Here is a 25,417-nt window from a genome sequence, read left to right on the forward strand (position 1 = left end):
AATTCACATCTGCGGTCTGACTTTTGGGGGCGTGGGCGAGAGATGATGGGTTTCGCAAAGAGCTCAATCCACGCTGCGCGCTGCGATCTATCGCAATGGTTGTGTCGCGCACGGTTGATCCCCCGAGGATTGCCGCGCGCGGACGCTGGCGCTCGTAGCACTCTTTCCGACCGACCGGGCATATCTTGCGCTGGATCAAGACCCAGTGAGTCGCTAACGGTCATGACAACTCTGTTTCGATCGTCAGTGACGGTCGAATCTCCCAAGTGGGACCACCGGCGCGCAACGACGTTGCATCGTTGCGAGCCAGCGCGAGAGCGTCATGTGGCATCAGAGGACCATTCGCTTCTGGCTGATCTGCCTGGTCATCGCCTGCGTTCTGCCAGTGACGCTGGCGGCGGGCTTCATGATCGTGCATTCCTACCGGCAAAATACCGCTTCTGTCGGTCAGAGCACGGTTGCCACCACCCGCGCGCTGATCCAGGCCGTCGATGCCGAGTTGTACGGGGTGCAATCCGCGCTGCAGGCGCTCGCAACATCGCCTCATCTCTCCTCCGGCAACCTCGAGGGCTTCTATGGCCAGGCGCGCGAGGCGCTGACCGTTCTGACCGGCACCAACATCGTCCTCACCGATCCCGCGGCGCAGCAGGTCCTCAATACGCTGCGGCCGTTTGGCGCTCCCCTGCCCCGGCATGGACAGCCCGACGTCGTGCGGCGGATCCTCGAAACCGGCGAACCCGTCGTTTCCGATCTTTTCCTCGGTCCCGTCGTCGACAATTGGGTGTTCGTGGTCGAGGTGCCGGTGCTCGCGAACGGCAAGATCATCTACACGCTGGCCATGGGCATCACGCCCGATCGCCTGAGCGGGATCCTGCGCAGGCAGAATATTCCGCCGAGCTGGGTCGCCGCGATTTTCGACGGCACCGGCACCATTGTCGCGCGCACGCATGCCCCGGACCAGTTCGTCGGCAAGAAGGGCGCGGCGGAATTCGTCCGGCGCTTCACGGAAGTCGCCGAGGCCAGCATCGAAACCACGACGGTCGAAGGCATCCCGATTTTCAGCAGCTTCAGCCGCTCCCCCCGATCCGGTTGGACGGTCGGCATGGGCATTCCGCTCGCCGATCTGACTGCAGATGCCCGGCAATCGATCGCGTTCAACGCTGCAACTGCCGGCACCATGCTTGCGATGGGCTGCCTCGCGGCCGCGATCTTCGGTGCCCGCATCAGCCGTTCGATCAGGAGGCTCAGCGCCCCGGCCCTTGCACTGGGGTCACCGGGACTGCCGTCGATTCCCGTCACCGACATCATCGAGATCGACGAGGTCGGCCAGGCGCTGGTCAGAGCCTCGCACCTGATTGCGCTGCGCGAGCGCGAACGCCTCCAGAGAGAAGCCGAGACGCGCGAGGCAGTGGTCGCAAAGCAGGTGGCCGAACAAGCCAATCGCGCGAAATCGGAATTTCTGGCGTCGATGAGCCACGAGTTGCGAACGCCGCTCGGCGCCATTTCCGGCTTCGCCCAATTGCTGCACGGGGCGGGAGATACGCTCGCGCGCGATCGCCGGATTCGTTACACGGAGAACATCATGACGGCGAGCGAGCATCTCGAAAATGTCATCAATGACATATTGGACATGGCCCGCCTCGAGGCCGGACACGTCAAGCTCGACCTCGAGACGCTCGATTGCCTGGAAATCATGACCGAAGCGAGCCGCACGCTGGAGCTCCAGGCCCGCAAGCGCGGCATTGTCTTTACGGTGGACACCTCGGCAAACCTTCCGCTCGTCACCGCCGACCGGACTCGTCTGATCCAGGTCCTGCTCAATCTCGGAAGCAACGCCATCAAGTACAACATCCCGGGCGGCTGGGTTCAGCTGTCGGCGATCCCGGTCGGCAGCATGGTCCGCTTCATCGTCCGGGATACCGGACCGGGCATCCGTCCGGCGCTTCGCGACCAGATTTTCCAGCCGTTCAATCGCCTCGGCGCCGAACTCACCCAGGTCGAGGGGACCGGCATCGGTCTTGCCCTCAGCCGCCGACTGGTGCTGGCGATGAACGGTCGCATCGACTTCGAAAGCACCGAAGGAGAAGGCAGCAAATTCTGGGTCGACCTGCCGGCCGCCGATGAGGGCGCGACGACGTCAGCGAAGGTTGCGACGCCATTGCCTGCGGCCACCCCACTTGCGCGGAACACGGTTCTCTATATCGAGGACAAGATCCCGAATCTCGAATTGATGCGTGGCGTCGTCGAAAATGCGGGAGGCATCCGCTTGCTCGATGCGCAGACCGTCAAGGACGGGATCGCCATTGCGCGATCGGTGAAGCCCGATCTCGTCATCACCGACATTCACCTGTCCGACGGCAAGGGTTTCGACGTTCTGCAGAGCTTGCGCGAGGACCCTTCCACCGCGCACATTCCGGTTGTCGCGCTGACTGCGGATGCCATGCAAGCCAACATGAACAACATGAAGCGCGTCGGATTCGACTACATCCTGACCAAACCATTCAAGATCGCCGAACTGGTGAACTTGCTGCGCACCCGGCTCCCAAATCAGCCAGATACCCTCGATCCTTAGCCCCCCAGCCACGCCGCCCGAAATACCTTTGCGACCGCGCCTTTCACCCCTACACTTGCCACCCCACCGGCTTTGCAACGGAACCGGTTAGACGCGGAGGACAAGCGATGTCCAAGCCGGAAAGCTTCCCGATCGAGAAAATCTTCGTTCCCACGAAAAGGAAGAAGGACATCAAGCCCGAGATCGTCGGAGAGATCGCGGAAAGCATGTTGGACATCGGGCAACAGGCCCCCATCTCCGTCCGGACCGAGGGAGACCGTCTCGTCCTGGTCGAGGGACTGCAGCGGCTCGAAGCCTGCAAGGCGCTTGGCGAGACCACCATTCTCGGAGTCGTGGTTCCGGCCGAGCTTGCGCAGCACAGAAAGTTCCTGTCCGAGGGGCCCGAGGTCGAGGCAGAGCGCATCAAGATGGCGCGATTGAAACAGTTGCGCCTCGAGAAGGAAGCCGCAGAGGCATCGACGGCTGCCTTGAGGGGCGTCAACGCAACGGAAGTGTTGCGTACCCGTCCGACGAAAGGCGTCCGCGACAATCCGAAGGCATCACCGGGCCGGCCTGCGAAATCGTCCCCGAAAACATTGTCGGACTGGATCACGCAGCAAAAAGGCAGCGGCGGCCGCTACTGATTGCCGGCCACCCGCTCAGTCCCGCCGCCGCTCGTTCTCCGGGTGAATGAAAATATCGGTCACCAGCCCGAGCTTCCCCAATCCCAAAATGATCAGCCCGTTGATGTCGATCTCGTACCAGGCGTGCGAGAGATAGGCATCGCGCGGAAAGCGGTGATGGTTGTTGTGCAGGCCCTCGCCGAAGGTGATGAGGGTGGTGACCAGCTCGTTGGTGGTGCCGTCGTCGAGCTCGTAACGGCGGTAGCCCCAGCGGCCGTCGCTATGGCACACCGAGTTCACCAGCGAGGTCGCCATCGTCATCATGTAGCTGCGGAACAGGCCGGAGAACAGCACGCAGCCGATCATCGTGTGCACGCCGCCGGCCGCGTAGCCGATGCCGCTGGGAATGATCAGCGCCGACAGCGCGTACCAGTACCAGCGCGTCCGGGTGAAGAACATCGCGATCGGGTCGGCCAGGATATCTTTGGCGTAGTATTCGGCATCGGTGGTTGCCTGGTCCCACACCCAGCCGCCCTGCGCATGTCCCATGCCCTTGGCGAAGCCTTCGATGCGGTTACCGAAGCCGTCATAGTAAGGGCTGTGAACGTCGCCGGGCTTGTCGGAGTGAAGATGGTGCCGCCGGTGGTTGCTCACCCATTTCAGGATCGAGCCCTGCACCGCCATGGTGGCAATCGCAGCCAGGATCGTCCGCATCACAGGACCGCAGCGATAGCTGCGGTGGACGAAGTAGCGATGCATGAAGCCGATTCCCATCGTCGTCAGCATGAACATGCCGAGGAAGACCGAGATCTCCACGCGTCCAAGGCCGTAGGTGAAGGCCCAGATCAGCGCCCCGATCGAGCCCGCGATCATCAGGGCGAACGAGATGTAGGAATCGCGAAACTTGGCGTCGACGACAGGGCCTTCGACCAGCACGCCGGGCGGCATTTTCGGCGCCTCGTTCCGGCCCGCCCCCTCCTCCGCAACCACGCCCTCAACGACGGTCATTTCAGCCAATCCATGGATGCAACATCAGTTCATCTGCAACGAGAAGGTACAGAGGCCCGATATCCAGGGCAACCCGTGGAAGCGCGGAGATGGCAACAGCTGTCGCGGGGGTTAACGCAGGACCCGGCGATCCCGGTGCTGTAGGGTGGGCAAAGCGGCCGCCGTAGCTCGCAGAGCGAAGGCGGAAGCGTGCCCACGTATTGCTTGTACCCGAGAGAGATCGTGGGCACGGCGCAAGGGCGCCTTTGCCCATCCTGCGGCACTATTTCTGCACCGTGACCTGTGCGCCTGACGAAGACGGGGCTGTCTCCCAGGGAGCCGCAAGGATAACACGGATCGGATGGGCTGGACCGGCATGGTCGGCCGTGCTCGTGGCCGGCTTTGCAGGCTGATCCTGCGGACCCTCGGCCGCCGCCACCGCGATGGACGCCAGAGTGAAACTTGCCGCGATCGCCATGGCCCGCAAATCAAACATCATTGTATTCGTTCTCCATTGACACAGAGAACGGCCGGCGGCCCAAAAGGTTCAGCGGAGGAATTAGCTTGCCTTGCCGGGCGTCCTTTTGCACTCTTCCAGCAAGGAGACCAACACATGCAGATCAAGACAATCGCCTGCGCTCTCGGAACGGCCCTGGTGTTGCTCGGCACGTCCGCTGCCGAAGCCCGGACGCGGAAGGCCGTCGTCGTGCGCACGCCCCAGGAGCGGCTCATCGTGACGGCGCCCGTGCTCAGGCCGACGCCGTGGGACTACAACGTCGTGCCACGCTATCGCTATCGGCCCGAAGACGACCGCGTCGATCCCTATGGGCCGCCGTTCGTGCCGTCCTATATTCGCTATGAGGGATGGCGCTGGCCGTATTGGTGGTAGGCCGCCGCGCGAACAGTCTCGCATTGTTTGTGACCGAGAGATATCGTGGGCACGGCGCTTTGCGCCTTTGCCCACCCGACGGGAGTTCGCCCAGACCTCCGCCCTCCCTCAAGCCGCGTGTGGCTGCCGGCCGGCACCTTGCGCTGCATTGATGTCCTTCAGGCACGCATCGCTCTGGTGAATGGCGAGAATGTTGATGCCGAGCGTCATCAACCGGTAGCCGTTGTCATCAAGCCATTGCTCGAGCTGGCGCAGATCCGTCTTGATCTTCTCGATCAGCAGGATCGGGCGATGCGCCCTGACCGTCTCGCGGGCGCCTACGAGCGCCTCCATTTCCATGCCCTCGATGTCGATCTTGATGAAATCGACGCGCGGCAGATTGAGCTCGTCCAGCGTCATCTTGCGCACGAGCACCGTGTTGTTGGTGTAGTCGATCTCTTGGCCGATGAATTCGTTGCTGGGGCGCGGGCGCAGCTCCAGGCTGCCGAAGCTCGACGGCGTGAAATAGTTCGGGTTCGGCACCTGCATCGTGCCTGGCTCCGACGACACCGCGGCGTGCACGGCGAGCGCATTGAAGCAATTGTTGATGGCGATGTTGCCTGCCAGCGCATAATAGATCCGCTCCTGCGCCTCGATCGCGATCACCGAGCCCCACCCGGTCATGGCCGACGCCCATTCGATGGTGTGCACGCCGATATTGGCGCCGCAATCGATGGCGATGATGCCGTCGCCATGGTGCTTGCGCCGCAAGGCCAGCAATTCCAGCGCGATCTTGACTTCGCCGGGATCGAAAGCCGCCGCTTCCAGGATCTGATAGCCTACGCCGTAGCCGCGGTCAGGGCCGACCATGCGATAGTCGAAGCGGTTGACGATCATGGTGCCATGGTTGGACGAGGCCATGACAAAGGCCAGCTTTTGCCCCGCGATCGGCATTGCAGAATCTCCTCGAGATTAAAGTGGATGCCGTTATCGCAAGGGGCGCTTATGCCAGGCTTGCCCCGGTGGCAGTTGCAGGGGGTAGCGCGTAACCTCAACGAACAGCCGAATTGCGCAGCGCAATAGGCCTGTACCGGAAGCCCTTTTCGGATAATCGCGCAACCGTGAAGACCAATTCGAACGGCGTTATGAACCGATCGTCCCCGTCACACGCCAAAGATGCAGGTGGACATATTGCTTCTCCGGGGCGTTTTGCCCCGCAGATTGCGGAAGCAACATTACAAGCATGGTAGCCCTGCAGCGGGCGTCCATCCGAGCTGGCGAATAATTTGCAGTCAAAGTCATTTGCTCATGGAGGGACCGCCATGCGTGCGAAAATACTTGCTGCTTCTGCAATTCTCATTGTTTGTGCACCCGGCACCGGGGCCTATGCGGGGAAACTTCCTCCCCCTGCGGAAATCGCCGAAATGACCGGATTGCTTGTCCAAGCGGGCAAGGCGTCGACAAAGGCGATGCAGAACTTCTGGAAGCTGGAGACCAGCCCGGTGGTTCGGCCGATCGAGCACCCCTACATCTATGAGAGGATAATCCCGACGCCGGCTCCAAGGCTGCAGGATGAATGGCCATCCCACCTCGTTGACGCCGACAGACCTCCCCAAATGCCCAATCGGCTGATGCCGATCGAGAATTCTGGATTGTCCAGCCCAGACGACCAAACCAGCAACTGGAAAGGAACCGCGGGTGCGCTGGGCAGTGGCGCCCTTACGATCGGCGGGACGACCTGCATGGGTTTGGGCTACTGTGCGGGACGGCGCTAAGCACAAGGTCGGCGATCGAACGTATCTCATGACGATCTCTTGCTGCCGGAGATGTTGAAATGGCGGATTGGGACGGCTGGGGCCTGGTCTCCGTCATCGCTGCAGCCATCGCCGCGCTATGCACAGCGAGCCGCTTGAGAAAGCGGCACGCCCGCGAACTCTATTTGATCTGGTACATCAACTCGCTTTTCTTCCTGCTTTTCCTTGCCTTGGAAATCGTTGCAGCCCCAAACCACGATCGTCTCACAAGGGTTTGCAGCGACTACGAGAGCATATGCACCTCGATTTACGGCTATCTCACCGGCACCAGGGAGGAGCTCCTTCTCATCGGCGCAATCGTGGGCGTCTGTGTGGGCCCCCAACTGCTGACCTACCTGCTTGCCGGCATATTCGGCGCCGCCATTGCACCAAAATACGTCTGGCATATCGAGCAGTTCGTGGTCTGGAGCCTGATCAAGTTCATTGCAGCCCTGGCCGGTATTCAAAGCGCAACGCCATTTGCGAGGCTGCTGACCCACCAGCCGGTCACAACTGCCGAGTTTTTTTACGGCCTTTTTTCCATCGCGATTGCATTTGGTTGGGCAGGTCTTCATTTCGACCTGCATGCGCTGCGCGAAGCGGTCACTCGCCAGCTCGTCGGGGCAAAGCCGAACTGGCCTGTTCGGCAAGCCGTCAGAATTCACGCCTACTTTACGCGCAACGCCCGCGAACAGTAGCCTTGAACAGTAGCCTTGCCTTCGTAGCCCAAATCGCCGAAGGCTGCCGCCCCGCCAACAGGATCATCTCATGTCAGTCCTCCGCATCTCCGCCTTCTCCGACGGCATCAGGGGCGGCAATCCCGCCGGGGTCTGGATCGGCGATGCCCTGCCCGATGCCGCTGAGATGCAGGCGATCGCGACTGAGGTCGGCTTCTCCGAGACCGCCTTTGCCGCGCCCGAAGGCGAGGCCTGGCGCGTCCGCTATTTCTCGCCGGCGATGGAAGTGCCGTTCTGCGGCCATGCCACCATCGCGCTCGGCGCCGCGCTCGCACATCGCTTTGGCGAGAGGGCTTTCGAGCTGCATCTGAACGATGCCACGATCTCCGTGTCGGGCCGGCGCGACGGCAGCACCATCGCGGCCGCCTTGCAGTCGCCGCCCACGCGCAGCGCGCCGCTCGATCCCTCGTTGCGCGATGAATTGCTGGACCTGTTCGGCTATGCGAGCAGCGATCTCGACCCAAAGCTTCCGCCGGCAAAAATTCACGGCGGGGCCGATCATGTCCTGCTGGCCCTGCGATCGCGCGAGGCGCTGGCGCGCATGGCCTATGATTTCGAGCGCGGCCGCGCGCTGATGGCGCGCGAAGATCTCATCACCATCGCACTGGTGAGCGTGGAGACGCCGCGCCTGTTCCATGTGCGCAATGCCTTTGCCGCCGGCGGCGTCGTCGAGGATCCCGCTACCGGCGCGGCCGCCGCCGCGTTCGCCGGCCATCTGCGCGACATCGGCTGGCCGCATGGCGGCGCCATCGACATCGTCCAGGGCGAAGACATGGGCGCACGCTCGCTGATCCGCGCCGAGATCGGTCCGGCCAAAGGCAGCTCGATCCGGGTATCAGGCACCGCGCGGTTCATGGAGTCGTGAGCAGCAATTTGTAGCCCGGATGGAGCAGCACCATCGCACTGGCCCACCCTGCCATCATGCGCCTGTTTTGCCCGACGGGTCAAGGATTATTCGGGATCGCCGAAATCCGAAAAGCGCAGGCATTTCTACTGTGCATGGGGTTGTTTTCGCGAAATCAGATCACCGCCGTCAATTGCCTCTCAAGCTCAGGATATACTCCGACAATGCATCGGCCTGATCGGGGGCGATCACGAGGTTCGGCATGTCGTGGTGGCTGGTCCGCCAGAACACCTTGAGCGAGAGCGCGGTGGTGCCCTTGCGGTCGGCGACGGCCTGGAAGCTCGGGGCCAGGTCGAAGAACCCGGCCATGTCAGGCTCGACGGCATGACATGATTGACACCAGGCCTGCGCGAGGCGATGTCCTTCAGCGACCTTGCGCGGGGAAAGCCCGGATGCGCCGGCCGCGGTGTGGACGACGCCCAGGAGAAACAGCACCGACAACGCGATCAGGACGGCAAGGCCGACATAAATTCGAACGCTGCGCGACATCGCTCCGACCTCGCCTTCGCTGCGGTGACTTGATAAGCCTAAGTCGGCGCGCGCGGCGGCCAATTGATCTGCGTCAAGGGGCGGCTGCAATGCGCATAGGAAGAGATGGCAGCGCAATCTTGCGGGAAAGACCAGCATGAACGGCAATCGCTATTACGGCGTCCGCGTCGAGGGCGCGAAATACGGTGTGGGCTTCGGCTCGGCGCTCGCCATCGCGATCTCCTACACCAACAATCACTCGATCCTGTGGGCGATCATCCACGGGATCCTGGGCTGGCTCTACGTGATCTTCGTCGCGTTGTTTCGCTGACGGCCCGCCACCTTCCACTCCCAAGCTCCGAGACCGAGACCATCATGACCGACGCCACCCAATGCCCGCACTGCCGCTCCGAACACGCCTATCAGGATCGCGACCTCTGGATCTGCCCGGAGTGCGGCCATGAGTGGAGCGCGGTCGCCGGCGCGACCTTGGATGCGCCTGTCGAGGCCGGCGTGCGCGATGCGCACGGCAACGTTCTGGCCGATGGCGACAGCGTCATCGTGATGAAGGACCTCAAGGTCAAGGGCTCGTCCTCGGTCGTCAAGGGCGGCACCAAGGTCCGCAACATCCGTCTCCAGGACGCCACGGACGGGCACAACATCGCCTGCAAGATCGACGGCATCGGCGCCATGAACCTGAAGTCGGAGTTCGTGAAGAAGGCCTGAGGCGGCGCTCGCATGCAGGCGGGCCGCGGGTGCCGTTCTCGGCCGGCGGATTTGGTGCTATGCTCCGCGCGGCTGGCGGAGGAGCGCATCATGAAGATCTTTCCACGAATCCTGCTGACGTTTGCGACACCGGTGCTGCTGCTTGGCGCGGTCACCGCGGCGAACGCCGACGGCCTCTGCGGTCCCGGTTGCCACACCAGCATTTTCGGCGCTTGCGTCGTCGATGGCTGGGAATCCGGCGCGCGGGTCTGGAATGAATGTCCGGTCACGACGCGCCCCCGCCCGCCCTGCGGCGGACCGGACTATGTCTGGAACCCGCGCAAGAAGGCCTGCTCTCCAAGGGTGAAGGACTGGCTCTGACGCGCGGCGTCGCGCGCGCAGCCTTGTGAGGCGCTTCACAAGCGCGGAACCTTCCCTGTGGTAACTTGCCGCGTACTTTACAATCATAGGGAGGCCGTCATGCAATTCCGTCAGTTCGTCCTGGCCGCGTCGCTCGTCGTCGCACCCATCGCATTCATCGGCAGCACACCGGTGAACGCGGCGCAGACCTGTCGCTGCACCGACATTCTCTTCCCGAGCGGCTCCTGCTCCCGCTATGGCAACTGCACCACGCTTGAAATGGTCGTCCCCGGCGGCTCCCCCAAACCGATCAGCAGCCTGAAGGCCTGTCCGGCGAAGAAGCAGCTCCTCGTCTGTGATTTCAACAGCTGCACCGTCACCTGCAGCCCCCCGAAGAGCGGTTAGTCGCCGCCCGCGCTACCTCTGCCTCTGCGCGAGGTAGAATCCGCACAGCACAATCACGAGACCTGCGGCCTGCAGCATCGTCGGCGGCTCGCCGAGCAGCAGCCATCCCGTGAGCAGCGTGAGCGCCGGCACACAGGCCGGAAACACGGCCGCGCGGGCGACGCCGAGGCGCTGGACCGAGACGGCAAAGAGATAAAGCGCCGCAGGGCCCGCAAGCACGCCCTGCGCCAGCGCCTGGATCGCGTTCTCGGTGAGGCCGATCGCGGCAATATGGGCAGGACCGACCGTCGCGATGTAGATCGGCAGCAGCAGCAACGACAGCACGTTGATGACGAGCGCGGCCGACACCGCCGAAACGCGCCAGTGCCGCAGCAGCGCCCCGAAGCCGGCGAACATCAAACCGGTCAGCACGAAGATCAGATCGCCCTGCACGCCGTCGATGCCGATATGGCCGATCGATTCCGCGCCGATCACGCCGAGGCCGCCAACGATGACGATCGCACCTGTCAGGCGTGAGACGGAGATCCGTTCTTTGAGGAACAGCGCAGCCAGCAACAGGCCGCCGAGGGTCGCGCAGGACGGCTGGATCACGCTGCCATGGCCGAGCGGCACGAACAGGAACCCGGTGTAGGAGATCAGCGACATCACGGGGCCGCCGAGCACCATCAGCGCAAGTCCCCTGCCCCAGCCGATGCCGCAGAGGTCCGAGATGCCTGCGCGCAAGACCAGCGGCAGGAAGGCGATGCCGGACCAGACGTAGCGATGCACCAGGAGATCGACCGGCGTGAATCCGACCTTCAGACCATGCCGCGTGCCGGCAAAGCCGAGCGCCCAGAACAGCGCGGCCGACAGCCCGCAGACAACGCCAAGCAGCGCCGGCGTCCGATCGTTCGTCTGAGTGAGAGCGTCAGCGCCGCTCGTCCGCTGATCCATGGGGCAGCCTTATGTCAGTGCGCGCATCGGCTCAACCCACGCGACTGCAGGGCTGGCACGCGATGGCCCGATCATCGCGGCTCCTCGCCAAACACCATGCGCCATCCCTTGCGCGTGTCCATGTATTCCCGCACCTCGCGGATGCAGTCGCCGGCCAGGGTGAACACAAAACAATATTCGTTCTCGTACGGCTTGCCGTCTGCAAGCGTCGCGCGCATCCGCTCCTCCACGATCACGACATCGCCATCGGCGTACACGCCGCGAAAGGCGATATCGATTGCGGAGAACATCCTGTGCATCTCCCCCGCAATGAAGCGCGCGATCTGCCTGGCGCCGACCATGTGGTCGGTGTGGTCGAGCGCAACCGCCGTGGCATTGCCTTTCGGCGCGATCCACTCGGCATCCTCGGTGAACAGCGCCACAATGCGATCCGCATCGCGTGAAGAAAAGGTTTTCCAGGCGTTGAGAACGATGTCCTTCGGGCTGGTCACGATGCGCTTCCTCGCTTGTGTTGGCGTGAGGGGCGCGTTCTAGGCCGGGACCTGGGCCGCGGCTCGCCACAATCGGACTCGGTCATCCCGCGGCGCTTTCGTCTGTGCCGGCATGCGTTATCATGCGCTCATGCTGAGTTTCGAGACCTGCAACGCCGCGCGGCTGCGCCGCGATCCCAAATATGACGGCCGTTTCTTCACCGCGGTGAAGACAATGGGAATCTATTGCCGTCCGGTCTGTCCGGCCAAGCACCCGCTGACGCGCAACGTCGCATATTATCCGACAGCGGCGGCGGCCGAGGCTGCCGGCTACCGCCCCTGCCTGCGCTGCCGCCCCGAGACCGCGCCGTTCTGCCCGGCCTGGAACGGCACCCGCGCGACGGTCGCGCGCGCGGTCAAGCTCATCAATGAGGGGGCGCTCGACGAGGATAACGTGGTGACGCTCGCGACACGGCTCGGCATCTCATCGCGCCATCTCGCACGGCTGTTCGAGCGCCATATCGGCGCAACACCGCAGCAGCTTGCCAAAACGCTCCGCGTCCAGCGCGCCAAGCGCCTGCTCGACAGCGGCGATCACACCATAACGGACATTGCGTTTCAGTCGGGCTTCGGTAGCCTGCGCCGCTTCAACGCCGCTTTCGCCGAGCTCTATGGCCGTTCGCCGTCTAGCCTGCGCGCAACGCGCAAGCGGAGCGTGGAGCCGTTCAGAAGAAGCCGGGGCTGAGATCGAGCCCATAGGTCAGGCTGAGCACGAATACGAACAGCGCGGCGGCTGCGAACATCGCGAGATGGCGAACAATGAACTCACGCGGCGAAGTGGCGGTAACAACGGCTTTCTGTGCAACGGGCATGACGGCTCCATTATCAAAAACGATTCTTGGCCGCCAATATGCGGCGCCCGCATCAAGCGCCGCGACCAGCAAAACAACTATTAAGCAGATCACACTCGTTTTGAACCGCGGTACACAAGTCGCGCGATGCGAGACAATTTTTTACTGAAGAATTCTCAGTCAGCGCATCGATAGGCAAACTGAGCCGGATCGCGCGCAGTGTGATTGATCACGCTGTCGACGACGGAGAAGAGACGACGCAAAAAAAGGCCGGGACAAGCCCGGCCATTGACGTCGTGAACGCTTTGCCACCGAGCTTTTAGCCCAGCGTAATGTCAGCTTACCGGGCGGAACCCGTGGTCACATTCGCAGTCTTCTGCTTGCGCGGCGTCAGCACACTGGCCTGGAGCGCCGTCATGCTGGTGGCAGGCGCCGTCACCTGCTGCTCGACATGGGTGGCACCGAGCACGCGGACCTGCACGGGGGACGCTGGAATGCCGTTAGCCTCGTAAGACGGCAACTCGGCAGCGAAGGTGGCAGTCGAGCCCGCAAGAGCGAGGACAGCAGCTGCGATCGACATCGTTTTCTTGTTCATGGTGATGCTCCAAAGAGAAGTTCGGAGCCCATGTAAGCCACATTTGCTGCATTGCGACATGTTTTACCGCAACGCAACATCACCAGCTTTGCATACCGGTATGCTTAACGCGAACGGTCTATTTCAATGCCGTCGCCAGGGATTGCAGCTTCGCGACGAGGTTGGTGCCGAGCGCATAAATCACCTCGATGATCGCAAGCGCGATGCCCGCTGCAATCAGGCCGTATTCGATCGCGGTGGCGCCGGATTCATCGGCCGCAAATTCAATCAACAGGCATTTCAATTTCACAAGCATGTCCTTCCCAGATCAACCGGACGTTGCCGGCACGGGAGGAATGCATCATCACAATCCAAGATTGAGTAAATCCGCACCATCCAATTTGATAGGCAAATGAAGCCGAATTTTCTGGTTTTTCCGCCCCCGGCGCGATGGGAACCTCCGGGAACCCGAGTTGCATTTGCGCAACACCGGCTTGAAAAGCCTGATTTGGGAGATTTGCGCCATTGCGCCGCCACATCATCCCTCAAACAATTGACGCGCCGCGTGCTTGGCTATGCAATCTGGTTCGTTCGCGAACCTTGGAGGCAGGGATCATGAATGATCGGCGGTCTCTTCTTGTTGCTGTTGCGTGCCCCTCGGCCGTGATGGTCGGCTGGCTGGCTCTGTCCCTTTCTGCTTATGCCCCGGCCTTGATCGAGAACAGCGGCGCTAATGCAGCCGCAGTTTCCCACGCGAAAGATCTCACCCGCCTCGAACTTGCCGACATCCCGCGTGCCGCAACGATCGACGATGGTATCGCGCTGACCGCCGACATCGCCGCCGCCGCGGCCGCGACACCGAGCGTAGCGCTGGTCGAAGCGCCGCCGCCCGAAGCCCCCGCTCCCGCCGTCCAACTCGCCTCGGCCGATCCGACCGAAGTGCTGCCTGTAGCGTCGCCCGCGCCTCAGGTCGCGCCCGAACCGGCCCCCGCCGCGAGCGAAGCTGCGGCCGTCACCAACGAAGCCGCGCCTGCCGTGAGTGAGGCTGCGCCCGCAGCGGAGCCCACAATCAAGCTCGCCTCCGCCGATCCCGGCGACGTCGTCCCACAGGACGCGCTGTCGCCCGCCGCGATCGCGAGCGGGCCCGTGGCCGAGAGCAAGGCCTCGCCGCCGGCCGACACGGTGGCCGTGCTCGATGAATGCTTCTCGATGGATGCCTGCGTCGATCGCTATCTCTGGGCGCTCTATCAGCGCACACCGAAGGAAGACTCGATCAAGGTCCAGGACCGCCGTGCCGTCACCATCAAGCGCAAGGGCAAGATGGTCACGGTGATGCGCAGCTTCACAAAACTCGTCGACGAGGATTTTGCCTGGAAAGACCCGAAGGCTGCCGAGCACGTTAACATGCCGCTGATGGATTACGTCATCGGCGGCATGGACAAGAGCTTCAAGCAGAAGCTGTTCCGCATGCTGCTCGCGGCGGAAGCCGCCGGACTCTCACCCGGAATCACAAGCGCGTTCCGTGACGACTATCGCCAGGAGATTGCGAGCGGCCTGAAGGCGGCGTCCAACCGCTCCTATCACGGCGGCAGCCTGCGCGGCGGCTACGGCCACGGCCTCGCGGCTGACATCGTCAGCACCCAGGGCAACAACCGTGCCCAGCGCTGGGCCTCGACGGAAGTGCTGTGGAAATGGGTCGACACCAACGGCAAGGCGCTCGGCATCGGCCGGCCCTATCTCGACCACGATCCGCCGCATGTCGGCCCGATCGATGGTCCGGAATATATTTCGAAGCGCGGCATCTCGACCGACCGCAAGGAAGCCGCCAACACCAAATCTAAAAAGGCGCGCGTTGCGGCCAGCGCCAAGTCATCAGTCAAGTCATCGGCCAAGCCATCGAAGGCGCAGGTTGCACGCGAGAAGAGCTCCGCAAAATCGCAAAAGTCGGCGCAATCGTCCGCGAAGCGGACGACCTGATCCCGATCTTAAGTGCCTGACGTAGGCAGCGGCACGAGACGCATCTCGGCTGATCCTGCTGCTTGCGTACGAACGAGCACGGCGAAAATAGTCCGGACAGCAAGCCGCACCGCCGCCTCGATCGCCGTGCCCTTGGCAAGATGCGCCGCGATCAGGCCGGTCAGGAGATCGCCGGTGCCATAGGGACGGATCGGCAAGCGCGGCGTTGCGAAGCGCGACAATCGGCCGTCGGCACACAGGATCGTCTCCACCTGCCCCGCCAACGTGTCCGCGAGCGTGCAGCCGGTGACGACGACATCTATCCGGCGTTGCCCGGCAAGCGCGGCCGCCGCGGCGCGCAGGCCCTCGGTATCAGCAGATTTGACGCCGGCGAGCAGCTCGAGCTCGAACTGGTTCGGCGTAATCACGTGCGCCGCCGGCACCAGCCGGCGCCGGACCACATCCAGAATTCCGTCGGCGACATAGACGCGACCGTCGTCGCCGATCACGGGATCGCAGAGATAGAGGAGCTTGGAATTGCGCGACAGCGCCCGCTCGACGAAATCGGCGACGACAACGGCATTGTCGGATGAGCCAAGATAGCCGGTGACGAGCACAGCGGCCTCATCGACGAGGCATCGTTCCTCGACGCCTCTCAGCAGATCGGCGATCAGTTCGGCGTCGAGCACCCGCCCGCGCAAGGTCGGATAGCGCGGATGGTTCGAGAGCAGCGTCGTCGGCACGGCGGCCACGTTGACGCCCTCCGCCTGCATGGCGTGAACCGCCGCGCTGTTGCCAACATGGCCGTGGACGACCTGGCTTTGAATCGAAATGACGAGCATGCGAGGGGTCCGTAGGATCAAAAACCTGTCGTGGCAAGCCTGGCGCGGACTCGATCTGAAAGGACGGTGCGCGAGGCTATCCCAACATCCCCGCGATCTCGAACGATATTGGCCCGCAAACGCAGATGTCAGGGATGACTTCCGCGGTACGCCAGCTCACCGAGATAGGCACAGAACATGTCGGCCAGCGCATCAGCGCGACGAGTGATCTCCGCCTCGCCGCGCGGTGTTTCCGAAAACCGTTTGCCAACCTCAGCCAACGTCGTCTTGATCAGCTCCCCGGCGAGTTCGCGCGTAGCCTCCGAGGCCTTTGGCAGCGCTTCGCGCATGAAAGCCGCGATAATGCCCTCGCCCGCCGCGCGCGCCTCCTGCGCCTCGGGCGCATCGCGATAAAGCGGCGCGGCATCGCTGAGGGCGCCGCGGATCGCGGCCTCCTCGCATTCCGAACGAATGAAGGCATGCACCAGCGCGCGCAGCCGCGCCGGCGGCGGCTGCGTCCTGTCAGCCAAAATGCCGCGCAGAAGCTCGCTCGTGCTGCGCCATTCGTCGCTTTGCAGACGGAACAGGATCGCCGCCTTGTTCGGAAAATATTGATAGAGCGAGCCGACGCTCACCCCGGCCCGCTCAGCCACCCGCGCGGTGGTGAAGCGTTGTGCGCCCTCCTTCGTCAGAACCTGAACCGCGGCGTCGAGAATGGCCGCAACGAGCTCGTTGGAGCGCGCCTGTTGCGGCTGTTTTCGTGAAGAAACTGAACGACTTCGACGACCAGCCATGGAGCGCCCGGGGAATGCGAATAGGAAATGCGACGAATTAGTCGTATTTCAATTCGCACGCAAGCACGCGCTCAGCCGTGAACCTCGGAGAGACCAAATGACCACCCCAACAATCACATCGCTTGCACCGCTGCTGCATCGTCTGTTCGACCAGGACGAAGCAGCTCGCGGCGACCTGCAAGCCGCCTTCGCCGATGTGACCGACGCCGACCGCGTCAGGATGATGCGAAGCAAGACCGGTTACCGCGACCTCTACGCACGCCTAAAGGACGCGCCGCTCGCCGTCTCGCGCGAGACCGGCAGCCTGCTGTACATGCTGGCGCGCAGTTCGCGCGCCCAGGCGATCGTCGAGTTCGGCACCTCGTTCGGCATCTCGGCCCTGCATCTGGCTGCAGCCTTGCGCGACAATGGTGGCGGGCGCCTCGTCACCAGCGAATTCGAACCATCCAAGGCCGCGCGGGCCCGCGAGAACCTCAGGGACGGCGGGCTGATTGATCTCGTCGAAATCCGCGAAGGCGATGCGCTGAAGACGCTGAGCGTCGATCTACCAGATCAGATCGACCTCGTGCTGCTCGACGGCGCCAAGGCGCTCTATCCTGATATCCTCGATCTGGTCGAAGACCGTTTGAGGCCGGGCGCAATCATCGTGGCCGACAACGCCGACGACAGCCCCGACTATTTGGCGCGCGTGCGCGCGCCCGGCAGCGGCTACATGTCCACACCCTTCGCAGAGGATGTCGAGCTGTCCGTGCGGATCCGTTAGGGCCGGATCGAACATATCGCGCATCCCGAAGCCGCCCGACGATCCGTCGTGCGGCGGTTTTGTGCCGTCGACCGCGCAAATCCCTCAGGTTTTGCCTTGTCGCAGGCCCGTCACTCACACGTGATAGTTGCTCCCGACAAAAGCCACGTTGCGCATGCTGAACATACCTACCGCGCGGTATCTTTCCGCACGCTCGAGATCGCCATGACGTCTGCTTTCACCTCCTATGCCGCACTAGCTCTCGCCATCGTGTTCGAGGTGACGGCATCGGTCTTTTTGCAGCAGTCCGCGCAGTTCACGCGGCCCTGGCCGACGCTGGCGATGGTGCTGTTCTATGTCGCCTCGTTCTATGCGCTGTCGGTCGCGATCCGGGTGATCCCCTTGAGCATCGCCTATGCGATCTGGGGCGGGGTCGGCATCATCCTGACCGCCACCGTCTCCTTCGTGCTGTTCCGCCAGATGCTGGACGCCGCAGCCTTCGCCGGCATCGCCCTGATCGTGTCGGGCGTCGTCGTCATCAACCTGTTCTCGCAGACCACAGCGCATTGATGCCTGCAAGCGCCTACACCCGCACCAAGCAGCCCGAGCAGGTGCGGCGCGCTTTGCTCGACTGCGCGGCTGATATCGCCACGGACCACGGCGTCTCCGGCATCACGGTCCAGGCGGTGGCGGCCGCTGCCGGCGTCACCAAGGGCGGGCTGTTTCACCATTTTGGCAGTAAGCAGGCGCTGATCGAAGGCCTGTTCGCCGATCTGCTCGGCCGCGTCGATGCCGAGATCGACGCCGCCATCGAGGCGGATCCGAATCCGCGTGGCAGTTTTACGCGCGCCTATGTGAATGCCGTCTTCACCGGAAAGGCCTTTGGCTTCACAACGCCCTGGGCGACGCTGAGCATGGTGGCCGTCACCGATCCGTCTTTGCGCCGGCTCTGGAACGAGTGGATGAAAGCGCGCCTGAAACGGCATCGCGCCACGGACGCAACACTGGGGCTCCAGATCGTCCGTCTCGCCGCCGATGGCGCCTGGCTGTCCTTCGTCACGACGGGACAGACCCGCATGAACGCCGACCTGCGCGCCGTGCATGACCGCCTGATCGCGCAGAGCTATCGGCGCCAGTAGTCGGGCGACTATTGGCCCTGCACAGCAGGCTTGGGCGGACGCGGTTTGGATTTCGCTGACTTGGGTCCGGGCTTCGCCGCAGGGCCCGGAGGCGGGGTGTCGACCGATACCAGATAGGCCGCGAGCGCCTTCGCCGTATCCGGGCCGGCCGAGTAATGATCCTGGAGGAACCAGGACAGCGTCAGAGTATAGCGCCCCTTGGCAAGCCCGCGCGGGCTGCGATGGCAGGCCGAGCAGCCGTCGGCGAAGAGCTTCTCGGGCGGTTTGCCCGCGTCGAGATTTTGCGCGGAGACGAACGGCGTCGCCAGCACTGCGGCAGCCGCAGCAACGGTCCCAAGAAACATCAGAGGCGCGATGACCTCGCGCCCCGGTCGAAATGGCGATCTCAATGTCGTCCCCTAGCCCGTCCTGCGGTCAAGCCGCCAGCAACTGATCGAATTCCGGCGGCGCGTAGTCCTTGCCGTCCTGATCGGTGATGACGACCCGCCACCCTTCGCTTGCCCAAACCTTCGCCTTCGCCACGATGAGCAATCGGCTCTCGCGGGCAAAACTGTACTTCTCATTGTCGCGTTCTGCGATCATCTTGTAGGCCAATGCGCATCCCCTTGCGTTGCCCTGCACCCGATCTCGTCGTGGCAGCGGCCTTTGGCGGCAATTCGCCGGGAGCGTGGCAATTTGGTGCCGTCCGCGGCAGCATTGTGAGCCGGCACCCGCCCCTTCGGAGCGGTTGCGCCTCGTCATGGACCGCATCTTGAATGTGATTTTGCTTGCCTGGAGCTGGTTGAAGGGCTCGCCTGCGATTGCGCAGGTGCAGGGCTGCCAGCCAGGCTCCGGCCTATCGCCGCCGCGACAGAACCGATAGCGCCCGGGATCCGCTCTAGTGGACGCGGATCACATGCGGCCGGCCGAGATCTATCAGACCCTGCACCGCCGACAAACGGTCGTCCAGGGCAGCAATGGTGAGCAACAAATTGTTGCGGCGCTCGTCGAGCATTCCCATCTCGGCTCCGGAGAGTTTTGTGCTCGCCCGCTCCTTGTGGATGCCGTCGAGGGATTTGCGCAAGCCGGCAATCAGGCCGGCCAGTTGCTTGGCCTCTCTCGTCATCGACCGCTTCGCGACACTTTGACGGCGCGACTCCGCCTGGTTCTGTCTCATCGTCATCATCCTCCCGTAGCCCCGCTGCCCCGAGTGGATGCTTACATCTTTGGATACACATCTTACGTTCGATGAAATCTGCCCGCGAAGAACCGTCTTAAATTGTACGCGCACGGAACTCGCGCCAACCCAAACAAGAAGCCCGGCGCGAGCGCCGGGCTTTCGTTGGCGAGCTTAGTGCTTTTCATGGCCGCCGGGCGCCCCACCACCATGCGGAGCGGCGTTGACGTGCGGAGCGCCGCCGCCGCCCGGATGCGGCATCGCGGCTGCCGGCGCAGGCGCAGCCGGACGCGGCGCTGGCATCTGCGCATGGGCATTCATCGGCGCGCCGTGGCTCACATTGGGCTGAGCCATATGCGGCATTGCGGGTCGCGCAGCGGGTGCGGCCGACATGCGCGGTGCTTCATGGACACGCGCCGTGGGCTGCGCGCGTAGCGCGGCACGGCTTGCCGCCTGTTGGTGCATCATGCGCGCCTGCGCATCGCGGGGATTGCGCGCCTGCACGGCGGTGCGCTCATTGACAAAGCGCTGGCTTCGTTCGGCGCGATTCCGATCGATGCCAACCGCAGCATCGCGCTTGGCGATGGCCGCATCATGCCGCACCGTCACGGCGTCGCGCCCGGAGACCGCGACATTGCCCTTGATGTTGTCTTTGGCGTGCGCATCGCGGCCCAACGCGACCGCAGCGTCGCGCGTCGCCGCACGGCCGATACGGGCGGCGTGCGGATCGATCGTCATCCGCGTCGCGAAGCGCTCATGCGAAGTCCAGTAGCTATTCCAGTAGGCATGGCGACGATACCAGGGACGTCCCTCGTAATAGCTCGACCAGTACGAGCTCAGCACGAAGGGAACGACCGGCACGTCGACCTCGTCGACATAGTCGGGGAGATAGACGTAGTGATTGCGGTAGAGATATTCGAGATATTGCGACGATACCCAGCCACGGTCGTCGGAGAAGCTCACGTCACACCAGGCGTTGCCGCGCAGGCAACCATGGATGTTGACGCGGGCGCCTTCGGGGACGCGATCAACCAGCGGAAAGCCCGCACCCGGGCCGGCGCGCAAGCCGGTCGAGACGGTGACGATCCCAGGGGCAGCCAGTGCGGCCGTCGGTGCAAGCAGCAATGCGGCAACTAAAGCGGTTCTCAGTCTCATGGCGAAGTCCTCCTCTGAGAGGCGGAACGCGCGAGCGGAAGAAAGCGTTCCGCTCGCAAGCGTCGCATCCGCCAAAAGAGTGAGATGCGCACCTTGCACTGAGTTCGATATTCATCCGCCGTTCATCGGCGGAGCATGCGTCAGGTCTTCTGCAACATGAAGCCGTCGAAATATGCCGACAGCGCAGCAAAATCATCGAGCGGCAGCACCTGCGCAACGTATTGATCCGGGCGCACCACGATCATGCAGCCGGCCTTCCGGTCGATGCCGCGCATGGCGAAGACGTCGTGGCCGCTTTTGAGATCGGGACAGAACATCTTTTCGTAGTCGAGCAGACCGTAGCGCCCCTTGCGTGGCAGCAACAGCGCGGGCATCGCTTGGATCGCAAGCTCGCGATGGTCCTGCTGAAACACCGCCCGCAGATCGATCACGGCATCGATGTCGGCGCCGGCAGGCGTGTATCGCTTCACCGGCGATTGCCTGGCTTCGGCAAGGAAACTGCAAAGCGCGCGAATGGCGGAACCGGCCGCGCTCGGATCTTCCGCGCCCGAGAACGCATAGATGCGGAAGCGTCCGTCCGCCTGCCCTGCGTGGCCAAGATGCACCGGCTTGGCATCGCCAAGCCGGATGACAGGCGCGGAATGGAAGCGCTTGCCGATGACGAAGCCTTTCGCGAGATGCTGATGCGAGGGCGCGGCAGTGAGGATCGACGGCGCGTAATGCGTCGCCGTGCCCGCCGTGTAGCGGCCATGCCTGACGAAATAATCCTGTGTCTTCGCTGCATTGGCGCCGCCGGCCTTCGCCGCCGAGGCCAAGATCCCGGCCCATTCACGATCGAAGTCGATCAGCTCCTTCGCCACTGCTTGCCGCTCGGCCGAATAGGAATGCAGCAGGCTTGGTGCGCTCTGCTTCCGCAGCACCGCCGCAAGCTTCCAGCCGAGATTGAAGGCGTCCTGCATCGAAACGTTCATGCCCTGCCCGGCCTTCGGGCTATGGGTGTGGCAGGCGTCCCCCGCAATGAAGATGCGCGGCTGCCGCGTCGCGATCTCGGCCTCAGGCACGTCGTCGAACTTGTCGGTCAGGCGCTGGCCGATCTCGTAGACCGACCACCAGGCGATCTCCTTCACCTCGAGCGTATGCGGCTTCAGGATCCGCTGCGCCTTCGCAATCACGTCTTCAGCCGTGATGTTGCGATTGGCGACGCGCTCGCCGACATCGAGTTTTGCCAGCTCGACATAGATGCGAACCATATAACCGCCCTCGCGCGGAATGATGAGAAGGCTGCCATCCGTCGCCGACTGGATCAGGGTCTTGAAGCGGATATCGGGGAAATCGGTGACCGCCAGCACATCCATCACGCCCCAGGCGTGGTTGGCGGAATCGCCATGCAGCTCGCGGCCGATCGATTTGCGCACCGTGCTGCGCGCGCCGTCGCAGCCGACGACGTAGCGCGCCTTGATGGTCTCGACCTTGCCTTCATTCGCCGCGTCGCTACGTTCAAGGCGCACGGTCACCGCGTGATCGTCGGGACCTGCGGCCGGATCGACCTGGAGGTCGAGCAGACGCCTGTCGTAATAGGGTTCGAGCTTGGCCGGTGATTTGCGCATGACGTCGAGAAAGCCGTCATGAATGCGCGCCTGGTTGAGAATGACGTGCGGGAATTCCGACAGCCCGTCCTCGACGTCCTGCACACGACCGCTGCGGACGATCTTCTCCGCTGCCTGCTCGTCCGGCTTCCAGAACGTCGTCTCGTTGACCCAATAGGCTTCCTTCAGCACGCGCTCGCTGAAGCCGAAGGCGTGGAACATCTCCATGGTGCGGCAGGCGATGCCGTCGGCCTGGCCGACCGCGAGTCGGCCCGGCTTCTGCTCGACGATGCAGGTTTTGATGTCGCCGAATTGGGCGAGCTGCGCCGCGAGCGTCAGGCCCGCAGGGCCACAGCCGACGATGAGGACATCGACCTCGCCAGGCACGGCGCCTGCGGCCCCTGGGACCTGCACGCGCTCTGCGGGATCGGCGATTTCAGGGTCGCCCGGCTGGAATCCGTTGAGATGGAATTGCATGCGCACCTCTCCCGTTGACGAGTTATTCGATATTGATCAGTATACTGACTATCAGTATACTCGTCAATGATCCGCCGCCGTCCCTGCCCTCATGGAGAATTCGGTGAAAGACAACAACGACATGCCCGGCCATCTGGCGCGGCGATTTCAACAGATCGCGGTGGCGGTATTTTTGGCCGAGGTCGGCGAAGCCGGCTTCGACCTCACCCCGGTGCAGTACGCGGCGCTCGCGACCATCAAGGCCAATCCGGGGCTCGACCAGGTCACGCTCGCCGGCCTGATCGCCTATGACCGCACCACCATCACCGGCGTGGTCGATCGGCTGGTGCAGAAGGGACTTGCCGAGCGCCGCGCCAGCCCCCGCGACCGTCGCGCCCGCGAGCTCGAGATCACCGACGAGGGCCGTCGCACGCTGCGCAAGATCACGCCGGCGGTTGAATCCGCCCAAGCGATCATGCTCCGCGGCCTCAGCGCGAGGGAAGGCGAGGAACTGATGAGGCTGCTGCGCAAGGCCATCGCCGCCGGCAATGACCTCAGCCGCGCCCCGTTGCGCGATATCAAGGCATGACCGGTTCCCGGATACGTAGATGTCGCAGGCCGGTGAAACCAGGAACTAACCTTCGGCTGCTACCGTCGCTGCCAATTCGGCGCTTAACGCGCGATTAACTTTGCCGGGTTGGAGTTTCGGATGTTCAGGTTCGTCCTTGCGATCGCAGTCATCGCGCTGTCCGCCGGCCATGCGCTCGCGAACGGGCACGGCGGCGGCGAAGCCCCTCCTCCGCCGAAGCCCGACGCGACGACCGCGCCCGCGAGGGTGATCCTGACCAAGCAGGGCCCCAAGCTCGTCGATCTCAAGGGCATGACCCTCTACACTTACGAGCGCGACACCACCGGCAAGACGTCGAACTGCAACGGCAAGTGCACCGAAAACTGGGTGCCACTCGCAGCAACCGCCGAAGCCAAGCCCATCGGCGACTTTACCGTGATCAACCGTGAGGACGGCAGCAAGATGTGGGCGTACCGCTATCGCCCGCTCTACACCTCACCGGCCGACAAGGCGCCGGGCGATGCCAACGGCAACGCCACGACGCTGCAATGGCGTATCGCCCGTCCCGACAATTAGGGCGCGAACGGCGTGGGTCCGCCGCCACTCGACGCGCCCGCAAGCTTGGCGTGGGCCACCGAATCGACCGAGGCGTAATTCACCTCGGGCGTCCAGTGCAGCGCCGCGTAGACGACCAGTCCGGCCAGGATCGATCCATAGAAACCGAGCGTGGCCAAACGCCACCGGCGCACGATGCGGCGATCGTTCTCATCAAATTGTTCAATGAAATTTTGCATGATGCCTCCAATGGCAACGAGCCATGGAGGCATAGCGCAACTGCAGCAAAACGCCTGTGAAGCAATTCACCTTTGCGGCGATCCCGTCGCCGGCCGCGCCATCAAGCTTCGGTGAAGCGACCGACGTGACAGGTCAGATCGGTTGCCTTATCCGCGCCAGCTCGACCTCGACTCGATCTGCGCGTTTTGTCCTGGCGGCAGCACCACGACAGTCGCGTTGAGCTTCACCCGGTCGAACAGATCGATCACATCCTCGTTGCGCATCCGGATGCAGCCCGACGAGATCGCCTGCCCGATATATTCCGGCTGGTTGGTACCGTGGATGCGGTAGAGCGTGTCCTTGTCGCCGACATAGAGATAGATGCCACGCGCACCCAGCGGATTGGCGGGGCCGCCGGGCACGCGCGCCGGATAGGGCCCCAATCGCGCCTGGATCTCGGGGGTCGGCACCCAGTCCGGCCATTCCGCCAGCCGGCCAACGCGCGCCACACCCGAGAAGGCCATCGCCTCCTCGCCGACCGCGACGCCATAGCGGATCGCCTTGCCGTCGGGCAGCACGTAATAGAGGTAGCGTGCATCGGTATCGACCAGGATGGTGCCCGGCTGCTCCTTGCGCGGATAATCGACGATGTGACGGAGATATTGCTCGGGCACATTCGCCTGGGCGTAAGGCGTGTGCGCGAGCAGCTGACGGTCGCGCGCCGTCATGCTCGCATCCGTCGATGGCGAGAGAGTCGTCTGCATGCAGCCGCCGAGCGGCAGCAACGCAGCAACGAACAAAACGAGGAGATATCTTGGCACCACCGGCCCCCCGATAGCGGATAGCAGCACCCCCAGCAGGCGCAGATGCTGCCCAAATCGTGCTGAAAACAAGGCAATGCGGAACACATGCCTGTGTTCCGCACATCAGGTTCCATCACCACATCTGGCAGAAGACGGTCGCGATGTCTCCACCGCCTCGCCTTGCTTTGGTCAAATCCGGCTGGACTCGTGGGGCAAAGAGTTCGGATGGGCTCAAGCA

The 25,417-nt window shown here is 63.4% G+C and carries 36 protein-coding genes; 17 read left to right on the forward strand and 19 right to left on the reverse strand.

Going from position 1 to position 25,417, the window contains the following annotated elements; translation table 11 throughout:
- Positions 1–322: 322 nt before the first annotated feature.
- Both L6639_RS00675 and L6639_RS00680 read left to right on the forward strand, forming a co-directional pair.
- Positions 323–2,572 carry a hybrid sensor histidine kinase/response regulator gene (locus L6639_RS00675; protein ID WP_237858101.1) on the forward strand — a complete coding sequence of 750 codons (2,250 nt, stop codon included), beginning with the start codon at positions 323–325 and terminating at the stop codon, positions 2,570–2,572.
- Positions 2,573–2,679: 107 nt separating this feature from the next.
- Positions 2,680–3,195: a ParB N-terminal domain-containing protein gene (locus L6639_RS00680; RefSeq protein ID WP_237858103.1), complete on the forward strand. Its 516-nt coding sequence runs from the start codon at positions 2,680–2,682 to the stop codon at positions 3,193–3,195.
- A 15-nt stretch (positions 3,196–3,210) separates the two neighbouring features.
- Here L6639_RS00680 and L6639_RS00685 read toward each other — a convergent pair whose 3' ends face one another.
- Together L6639_RS00685 and L6639_RS00690 are read right to left on the reverse strand one after the other, a co-directional pair.
- Positions 3,211–4,182, reverse strand: a complete 972-nt coding sequence (locus L6639_RS00685; protein ID WP_237858105.1) for an acyl-CoA desaturase — start codon at positions 4,180–4,182, stop codon at positions 3,211–3,213.
- Positions 4,183–4,444: 262 nt separating this feature from the next.
- Complete coding sequence (locus L6639_RS00690) at positions 4,445–4,660, reverse strand: hypothetical protein (RefSeq protein ID WP_237858106.1); 216 nt, start codon at positions 4,658–4,660, stop codon at positions 4,445–4,447.
- A 114-nt stretch (positions 4,661–4,774) separates the two neighbouring features.
- Between L6639_RS00690 and L6639_RS00695 the strand changes: the two genes are divergently transcribed.
- Positions 4,775–5,050: a hypothetical protein gene (locus L6639_RS00695; RefSeq protein WP_237858108.1), complete on the forward strand. Its 276-nt coding sequence runs from the start codon at positions 4,775–4,777 to the stop codon at positions 5,048–5,050.
- A gap of 108 nt (positions 5,051–5,158) precedes the next feature.
- Here the strand turns inward: L6639_RS00695 and L6639_RS00700 are convergent, their stop codons facing one another.
- Entirely contained in the window at positions 5,159–5,983 is an 825-nt protein-coding gene (locus L6639_RS00700; protein WP_237858110.1) for an FkbM family methyltransferase, read from the reverse strand.
- Positions 5,984–6,351: 368 nt separating this feature from the next.
- On the opposite strand from L6639_RS00700, the gene L6639_RS00705 reads away from it, so the two are divergent.
- The 3 genes from L6639_RS00705 (at position 6,352) to L6639_RS00715 (ending at position 8,424) form a co-directional block, all read left to right on the forward strand.
- The gene (locus L6639_RS00705) at positions 6,352–6,804 is read left to right on the forward strand and encodes a hypothetical protein (RefSeq protein WP_237858112.1); all 453 of its coding nucleotides are present in this window, start codon (positions 6,352–6,354) and stop codon (positions 6,802–6,804) included.
- Between the two features lie 59 nt (positions 6,805–6,863).
- Positions 6,864–7,520 (forward strand): hypothetical protein, encoded by a 657-nt coding sequence (locus tag L6639_RS00710; protein ID WP_237858114.1) that lies wholly within the window; start codon positions 6,864–6,866, stop codon positions 7,518–7,520.
- Between the two features lie 70 nt (positions 7,521–7,590).
- Positions 7,591–8,424: a PhzF family phenazine biosynthesis protein gene (locus L6639_RS00715; protein WP_237858116.1), complete on the forward strand. Its 834-nt coding sequence runs from the start codon at positions 7,591–7,593 to the stop codon at positions 8,422–8,424.
- A gap of 168 nt (positions 8,425–8,592) precedes the next feature.
- Here the strand turns inward: L6639_RS00715 and L6639_RS00720 are convergent, their stop codons facing one another.
- Entirely contained in the window at positions 8,593–8,952 is a 360-nt protein-coding gene (locus tag L6639_RS00720; protein ID WP_237858117.1) for a c-type cytochrome, read from the reverse strand.
- A 136-nt stretch (positions 8,953–9,088) separates the two neighbouring features.
- Here L6639_RS00720 and L6639_RS00725 point away from each other — a divergent pair, with 136 nt between their 5' ends.
- The 4 genes from L6639_RS00725 to L6639_RS00740 all read left to right on the forward strand — a co-directional run bounded on the left by L6639_RS00725 (position 9,089) and on the right by L6639_RS00740 (position 10,401).
- On the forward strand, positions 9,089–9,262 hold the full coding sequence (locus L6639_RS00725; protein ID WP_018644642.1) for a hypothetical protein: 174 nt from the start codon (positions 9,089–9,091) through the stop codon (positions 9,260–9,262).
- A gap of 44 nt (positions 9,263–9,306) precedes the next feature.
- On the forward strand, positions 9,307–9,657 hold the full coding sequence (locus L6639_RS00730; protein WP_237858119.1) for a zinc ribbon domain-containing protein YjdM: 351 nt from the start codon (positions 9,307–9,309) through the stop codon (positions 9,655–9,657).
- A gap of 90 nt (positions 9,658–9,747) precedes the next feature.
- On the forward strand, positions 9,748–10,017 hold the full coding sequence (locus L6639_RS00735; RefSeq protein WP_237858122.1) for a hypothetical protein: 270 nt from the start codon (positions 9,748–9,750) through the stop codon (positions 10,015–10,017).
- A gap of 99 nt (positions 10,018–10,116) precedes the next feature.
- Positions 10,117–10,401, forward strand: a complete 285-nt coding sequence (locus L6639_RS00740; protein ID WP_237858123.1) for a hypothetical protein — start codon at positions 10,117–10,119, stop codon at positions 10,399–10,401.
- Between the two features lie 12 nt (positions 10,402–10,413).
- Here the strand turns inward: L6639_RS00740 and L6639_RS00745 are convergent, their stop codons facing one another.
- Entirely contained in the window at positions 10,414–11,334 is a 921-nt protein-coding gene (locus L6639_RS00745; protein ID WP_237858125.1) for a DMT family transporter, read from the reverse strand.
- A 71-nt stretch (positions 11,335–11,405) separates the two neighbouring features.
- Positions 11,406–11,825: a nuclear transport factor 2 family protein gene (locus tag L6639_RS00750; protein WP_237858126.1), complete on the reverse strand. Its 420-nt coding sequence runs from the start codon at positions 11,823–11,825 to the stop codon at positions 11,406–11,408.
- 130 nt (positions 11,826–11,955) lie between these two features.
- On the opposite strand from L6639_RS00750, the gene L6639_RS00755 reads away from it, so the two are divergent.
- A complete protein-coding gene (locus L6639_RS00755; protein WP_237858128.1) occupies positions 11,956–12,549 on the forward strand; it encodes a bifunctional transcriptional activator/DNA repair enzyme AdaA in 594 nt (197 codons plus the stop codon).
- Here the strand turns inward: L6639_RS00755 and L6639_RS00760 are convergent.
- The 4 genes from L6639_RS00760 to L6639_RS00775 form a co-directional block, all read right to left on the reverse strand.
- On the reverse strand, positions 12,530–12,676 hold the full coding sequence (locus L6639_RS00760) for a hypothetical protein (RefSeq protein ID WP_237858130.1): 147 nt from the start codon (positions 12,674–12,676) through the stop codon (positions 12,530–12,532). The genes L6639_RS00755 and L6639_RS00760 overlap by 20 nt on opposite strands.
- Positions 12,677–12,995: 319 nt before the next feature.
- A complete protein-coding gene (locus tag L6639_RS00765) occupies positions 12,996–13,250 on the reverse strand; it encodes a hypothetical protein (RefSeq protein ID WP_237858132.1) in 255 nt (84 codons plus the stop codon).
- A gap of 118 nt (positions 13,251–13,368) precedes the next feature.
- Positions 13,369–13,533 (reverse strand): Flp family type IVb pilin, encoded by a 165-nt coding sequence (locus L6639_RS00770; RefSeq protein WP_212328575.1) that lies wholly within the window; start codon positions 13,531–13,533, stop codon positions 13,369–13,371.
- Positions 13,514–13,768 carry a hypothetical protein gene (locus L6639_RS00775; protein WP_237858133.1) on the reverse strand — a complete coding sequence of 85 codons (255 nt, stop codon included), beginning with the start codon at positions 13,766–13,768 and terminating at the stop codon, positions 13,514–13,516. Before L6639_RS00775 ends, L6639_RS00770 begins: the two co-directional genes overlap by 20 nt.
- A gap of 76 nt (positions 13,769–13,844) precedes the next feature.
- Here L6639_RS00775 and L6639_RS00780 point away from each other — a divergent pair, with 76 nt between their 5' ends.
- Positions 13,845–15,206, forward strand: coding sequence for a M15 family metallopeptidase domain-containing protein (locus L6639_RS00780; RefSeq protein WP_237858134.1), 1,362 nt, complete (start codon positions 13,845–13,847; stop codon positions 15,204–15,206).
- 8 nt (positions 15,207–15,214) lie between these two features.
- Here L6639_RS00780 and pdxY read toward each other — a convergent pair whose 3' ends face one another.
- Both pdxY and L6639_RS00790 read right to left on the reverse strand, forming a co-directional pair.
- A complete protein-coding gene (gene pdxY / locus L6639_RS00785; RefSeq protein ID WP_237858135.1) occupies positions 15,215–16,027 on the reverse strand; it encodes a pyridoxal kinase in 813 nt (270 codons plus the stop codon).
- A 128-nt stretch (positions 16,028–16,155) separates the two neighbouring features.
- Complete coding sequence (locus tag L6639_RS00790; RefSeq protein WP_237858136.1) at positions 16,156–16,800, reverse strand: TetR/AcrR family transcriptional regulator; 645 nt, start codon at positions 16,798–16,800, stop codon at positions 16,156–16,158.
- A gap of 97 nt (positions 16,801–16,897) precedes the next feature.
- On the opposite strand from L6639_RS00790, the gene L6639_RS00795 reads away from it, so the two are divergent.
- From L6639_RS00795 to L6639_RS00805, 3 genes are all read left to right on the forward strand, one after another.
- Positions 16,898–17,563: an O-methyltransferase gene (locus L6639_RS00795; RefSeq protein ID WP_237858137.1), complete on the forward strand. Its 666-nt coding sequence runs from the start codon at positions 16,898–16,900 to the stop codon at positions 17,561–17,563.
- A gap of 204 nt (positions 17,564–17,767) precedes the next feature.
- Positions 17,768–18,112, forward strand: a complete 345-nt coding sequence (locus tag L6639_RS00800; RefSeq protein ID WP_237858138.1) for a DMT family transporter — start codon at positions 17,768–17,770, stop codon at positions 18,110–18,112.
- On the forward strand, positions 18,112–18,681 hold the full coding sequence (locus tag L6639_RS00805) for a TetR/AcrR family transcriptional regulator (protein WP_237858139.1): 570 nt from the start codon (positions 18,112–18,114) through the stop codon (positions 18,679–18,681). The genes L6639_RS00800 and L6639_RS00805 overlap by 1 nt, the downstream gene beginning before the upstream one ends.
- An 8-nt stretch (positions 18,682–18,689) precedes the next feature.
- Here the strand turns inward: L6639_RS00805 and L6639_RS00810 are convergent, their stop codons facing one another.
- From L6639_RS00810 to L6639_RS00830, 5 genes are all read right to left on the reverse strand, one after another.
- On the reverse strand, positions 18,690–19,070 hold the full coding sequence (locus L6639_RS00810) for a hypothetical protein (RefSeq protein WP_377818508.1): 381 nt from the start codon (positions 19,068–19,070) through the stop codon (positions 18,690–18,692).
- 25 nt (positions 19,071–19,095) lie between these two features.
- Positions 19,096–19,302 carry a hypothetical protein gene (locus L6639_RS00815; RefSeq protein WP_338076515.1) on the reverse strand — a complete coding sequence of 69 codons (207 nt, stop codon included), beginning with the start codon at positions 19,300–19,302 and terminating at the stop codon, positions 19,096–19,098.
- Positions 19,303–19,558: 256 nt separating this feature from the next.
- Positions 19,559–19,837 carry a hypothetical protein gene (locus L6639_RS00820; RefSeq protein ID WP_164934154.1) on the reverse strand — a complete coding sequence of 93 codons (279 nt, stop codon included), beginning with the start codon at positions 19,835–19,837 and terminating at the stop codon, positions 19,559–19,561.
- A 174-nt stretch (positions 19,838–20,011) separates the two neighbouring features.
- Positions 20,012–20,992 (reverse strand): SH3 domain-containing protein, encoded by a 981-nt coding sequence (locus L6639_RS00825; RefSeq protein WP_237858141.1) that lies wholly within the window; start codon positions 20,990–20,992, stop codon positions 20,012–20,014.
- Positions 20,993–21,132: 140 nt separating this feature from the next.
- On the reverse strand, positions 21,133–23,055 hold the full coding sequence (locus tag L6639_RS00830) for an FAD-binding monooxygenase (RefSeq protein ID WP_237858144.1): 1,923 nt from the start codon (positions 23,053–23,055) through the stop codon (positions 21,133–21,135).
- Between the two features lie 103 nt (positions 23,056–23,158).
- Here L6639_RS00830 and L6639_RS00835 point away from each other — a divergent pair, with 103 nt between their 5' ends.
- Together L6639_RS00835 and L6639_RS00840 are read left to right on the forward strand one after the other, a co-directional pair.
- Positions 23,159–23,623, forward strand: coding sequence for a MarR family winged helix-turn-helix transcriptional regulator (locus tag L6639_RS00835; RefSeq protein WP_237858145.1), 465 nt, complete (start codon positions 23,159–23,161; stop codon positions 23,621–23,623).
- A 120-nt stretch (positions 23,624–23,743) separates the two neighbouring features.
- Entirely contained in the window at positions 23,744–24,178 is a 435-nt protein-coding gene (locus L6639_RS00840; protein ID WP_237858147.1) for a COG4315 family predicted lipoprotein, read from the forward strand.
- Here L6639_RS00840 and L6639_RS00845 read toward each other — a convergent pair.
- Together L6639_RS00845 and L6639_RS00850 are read right to left on the reverse strand one after the other, a co-directional pair.
- Positions 24,175–24,396 carry a hypothetical protein gene (locus L6639_RS00845; RefSeq protein ID WP_237858148.1) on the reverse strand — a complete coding sequence of 74 codons (222 nt, stop codon included), beginning with the start codon at positions 24,394–24,396 and terminating at the stop codon, positions 24,175–24,177. The two genes, L6639_RS00840 and L6639_RS00845, sit on opposite strands and share 4 nt — an antisense overlap.
- A gap of 147 nt (positions 24,397–24,543) precedes the next feature.
- The gene (locus L6639_RS00850) at positions 24,544–25,197 is read right to left on the reverse strand and encodes a L,D-transpeptidase (RefSeq protein WP_237858149.1); all 654 of its coding nucleotides are present in this window, start codon (positions 25,195–25,197) and stop codon (positions 24,544–24,546) included.
- Positions 25,198–25,417 lie beyond the last annotated feature (220 nt).

The sequence above is a fragment of the Bradyrhizobium zhengyangense genome, assembly GCF_022012555.1.
Classification (GTDB): Bacteria; Pseudomonadota; Alphaproteobacteria; order Rhizobiales; family Xanthobacteraceae; genus Bradyrhizobium; species Bradyrhizobium zhengyangense.

Excerpts from the sequence above, each read along its gene's own strand:
- L6639_RS00675 (WP_237858101.1), top strand. The coding sequence starts at position 323 with ATGTGGCATCAGAGGACCATTCGCTTCTGGCTGATCTGCCTGGTCATC.
- L6639_RS00680 (WP_237858103.1), top strand. The coding sequence starts at position 2,680 with ATGTCCAAGCCGGAAAGCTTCCCGATCGAGAAAATCTTCGTTCCCACG.
- L6639_RS00685 (WP_237858105.1), bottom strand. The coding sequence starts at position 4,182 with ATGACCGTCGTTGAGGGCGTGGTTGCGGAGGAGGGGGCGGGCCGGAAC.
- L6639_RS00690 (WP_237858106.1), bottom strand. The coding sequence starts at position 4,660 with ATGATGTTTGATTTGCGGGCCATGGCGATCGCGGCAAGTTTCACTCTG.
- L6639_RS00695 (WP_237858108.1), top strand. The coding sequence starts at position 4,775 with ATGCAGATCAAGACAATCGCCTGCGCTCTCGGAACGGCCCTGGTGTTG.
- L6639_RS00700 (WP_237858110.1), bottom strand. The coding sequence starts at position 5,983 with ATGCCGATCGCGGGGCAAAAGCTGGCCTTTGTCATGGCCTCGTCCAAC.
- L6639_RS00705 (WP_237858112.1), top strand. The coding sequence starts at position 6,352 with ATGCGTGCGAAAATACTTGCTGCTTCTGCAATTCTCATTGTTTGTGCA.
- L6639_RS00710 (WP_237858114.1), top strand. The coding sequence starts at position 6,864 with ATGGCGGATTGGGACGGCTGGGGCCTGGTCTCCGTCATCGCTGCAGCC.
- L6639_RS00715 (WP_237858116.1), top strand. The coding sequence starts at position 7,591 with ATGTCAGTCCTCCGCATCTCCGCCTTCTCCGACGGCATCAGGGGCGGC.
- L6639_RS00720 (WP_237858117.1), bottom strand. The coding sequence starts at position 8,952 with ATGTCGCGCAGCGTTCGAATTTATGTCGGCCTTGCCGTCCTGATCGCG.
- L6639_RS00725 (WP_018644642.1), top strand. The coding sequence starts at position 9,089 with ATGAACGGCAATCGCTATTACGGCGTCCGCGTCGAGGGCGCGAAATAC.
- L6639_RS00730 (WP_237858119.1), top strand. The coding sequence starts at position 9,307 with ATGACCGACGCCACCCAATGCCCGCACTGCCGCTCCGAACACGCCTAT.
- L6639_RS00735 (WP_237858122.1), top strand. The coding sequence starts at position 9,748 with ATGAAGATCTTTCCACGAATCCTGCTGACGTTTGCGACACCGGTGCTG.
- L6639_RS00740 (WP_237858123.1), top strand. The coding sequence starts at position 10,117 with ATGCAATTCCGTCAGTTCGTCCTGGCCGCGTCGCTCGTCGTCGCACCC.
- L6639_RS00745 (WP_237858125.1), bottom strand. The coding sequence starts at position 11,334 with ATGGATCAGCGGACGAGCGGCGCTGACGCTCTCACTCAGACGAACGAT.
- L6639_RS00755 (WP_237858128.1), top strand. The coding sequence starts at position 11,956 with ATGCTGAGTTTCGAGACCTGCAACGCCGCGCGGCTGCGCCGCGATCCC.
- L6639_RS00760 (WP_237858130.1), bottom strand. The coding sequence starts at position 12,676 with ATGCCCGTTGCACAGAAAGCCGTTGTTACCGCCACTTCGCCGCGTGAG.
- L6639_RS00765 (WP_237858132.1), bottom strand. The coding sequence starts at position 13,250 with ATGAACAAGAAAACGATGTCGATCGCAGCTGCTGTCCTCGCTCTTGCG.
- L6639_RS00775 (WP_237858133.1), bottom strand. The coding sequence starts at position 13,768 with ATGTGGCGGCGCAATGGCGCAAATCTCCCAAATCAGGCTTTTCAAGCC.
- L6639_RS00780 (WP_237858134.1), top strand. The coding sequence starts at position 13,845 with ATGAATGATCGGCGGTCTCTTCTTGTTGCTGTTGCGTGCCCCTCGGCC.
- pdxY (WP_237858135.1), bottom strand. The coding sequence starts at position 16,027 with ATGCTCGTCATTTCGATTCAAAGCCAGGTCGTCCACGGCCATGTTGGC.
- L6639_RS00790 (WP_237858136.1), bottom strand. The coding sequence starts at position 16,800 with ATGGCTGGTCGTCGAAGTCGTTCAGTTTCTTCACGAAAACAGCCGCAA.
- L6639_RS00795 (WP_237858137.1), top strand. The coding sequence starts at position 16,898 with ATGACCACCCCAACAATCACATCGCTTGCACCGCTGCTGCATCGTCTG.
- L6639_RS00800 (WP_237858138.1), top strand. The coding sequence starts at position 17,768 with ATGACGTCTGCTTTCACCTCCTATGCCGCACTAGCTCTCGCCATCGTG.
- L6639_RS00805 (WP_237858139.1), top strand. The coding sequence starts at position 18,112 with ATGCCTGCAAGCGCCTACACCCGCACCAAGCAGCCCGAGCAGGTGCGG.
- L6639_RS00820 (WP_164934154.1), bottom strand. The coding sequence starts at position 19,837 with ATGAGACAGAACCAGGCGGAGTCGCGCCGTCAAAGTGTCGCGAAGCGG.
- L6639_RS00825 (WP_237858141.1), bottom strand. The coding sequence starts at position 20,992 with ATGAGACTGAGAACCGCTTTAGTTGCCGCATTGCTGCTTGCACCGACG.
- L6639_RS00830 (WP_237858144.1), bottom strand. The coding sequence starts at position 23,055 with ATGCAATTCCATCTCAACGGATTCCAGCCGGGCGACCCTGAAATCGCC.
- L6639_RS00840 (WP_237858147.1), top strand. The coding sequence starts at position 23,744 with ATGTTCAGGTTCGTCCTTGCGATCGCAGTCATCGCGCTGTCCGCCGGC.
- L6639_RS00845 (WP_237858148.1), bottom strand. The coding sequence starts at position 24,396 with ATGCAAAATTTCATTGAACAATTTGATGAGAACGATCGCCGCATCGTG.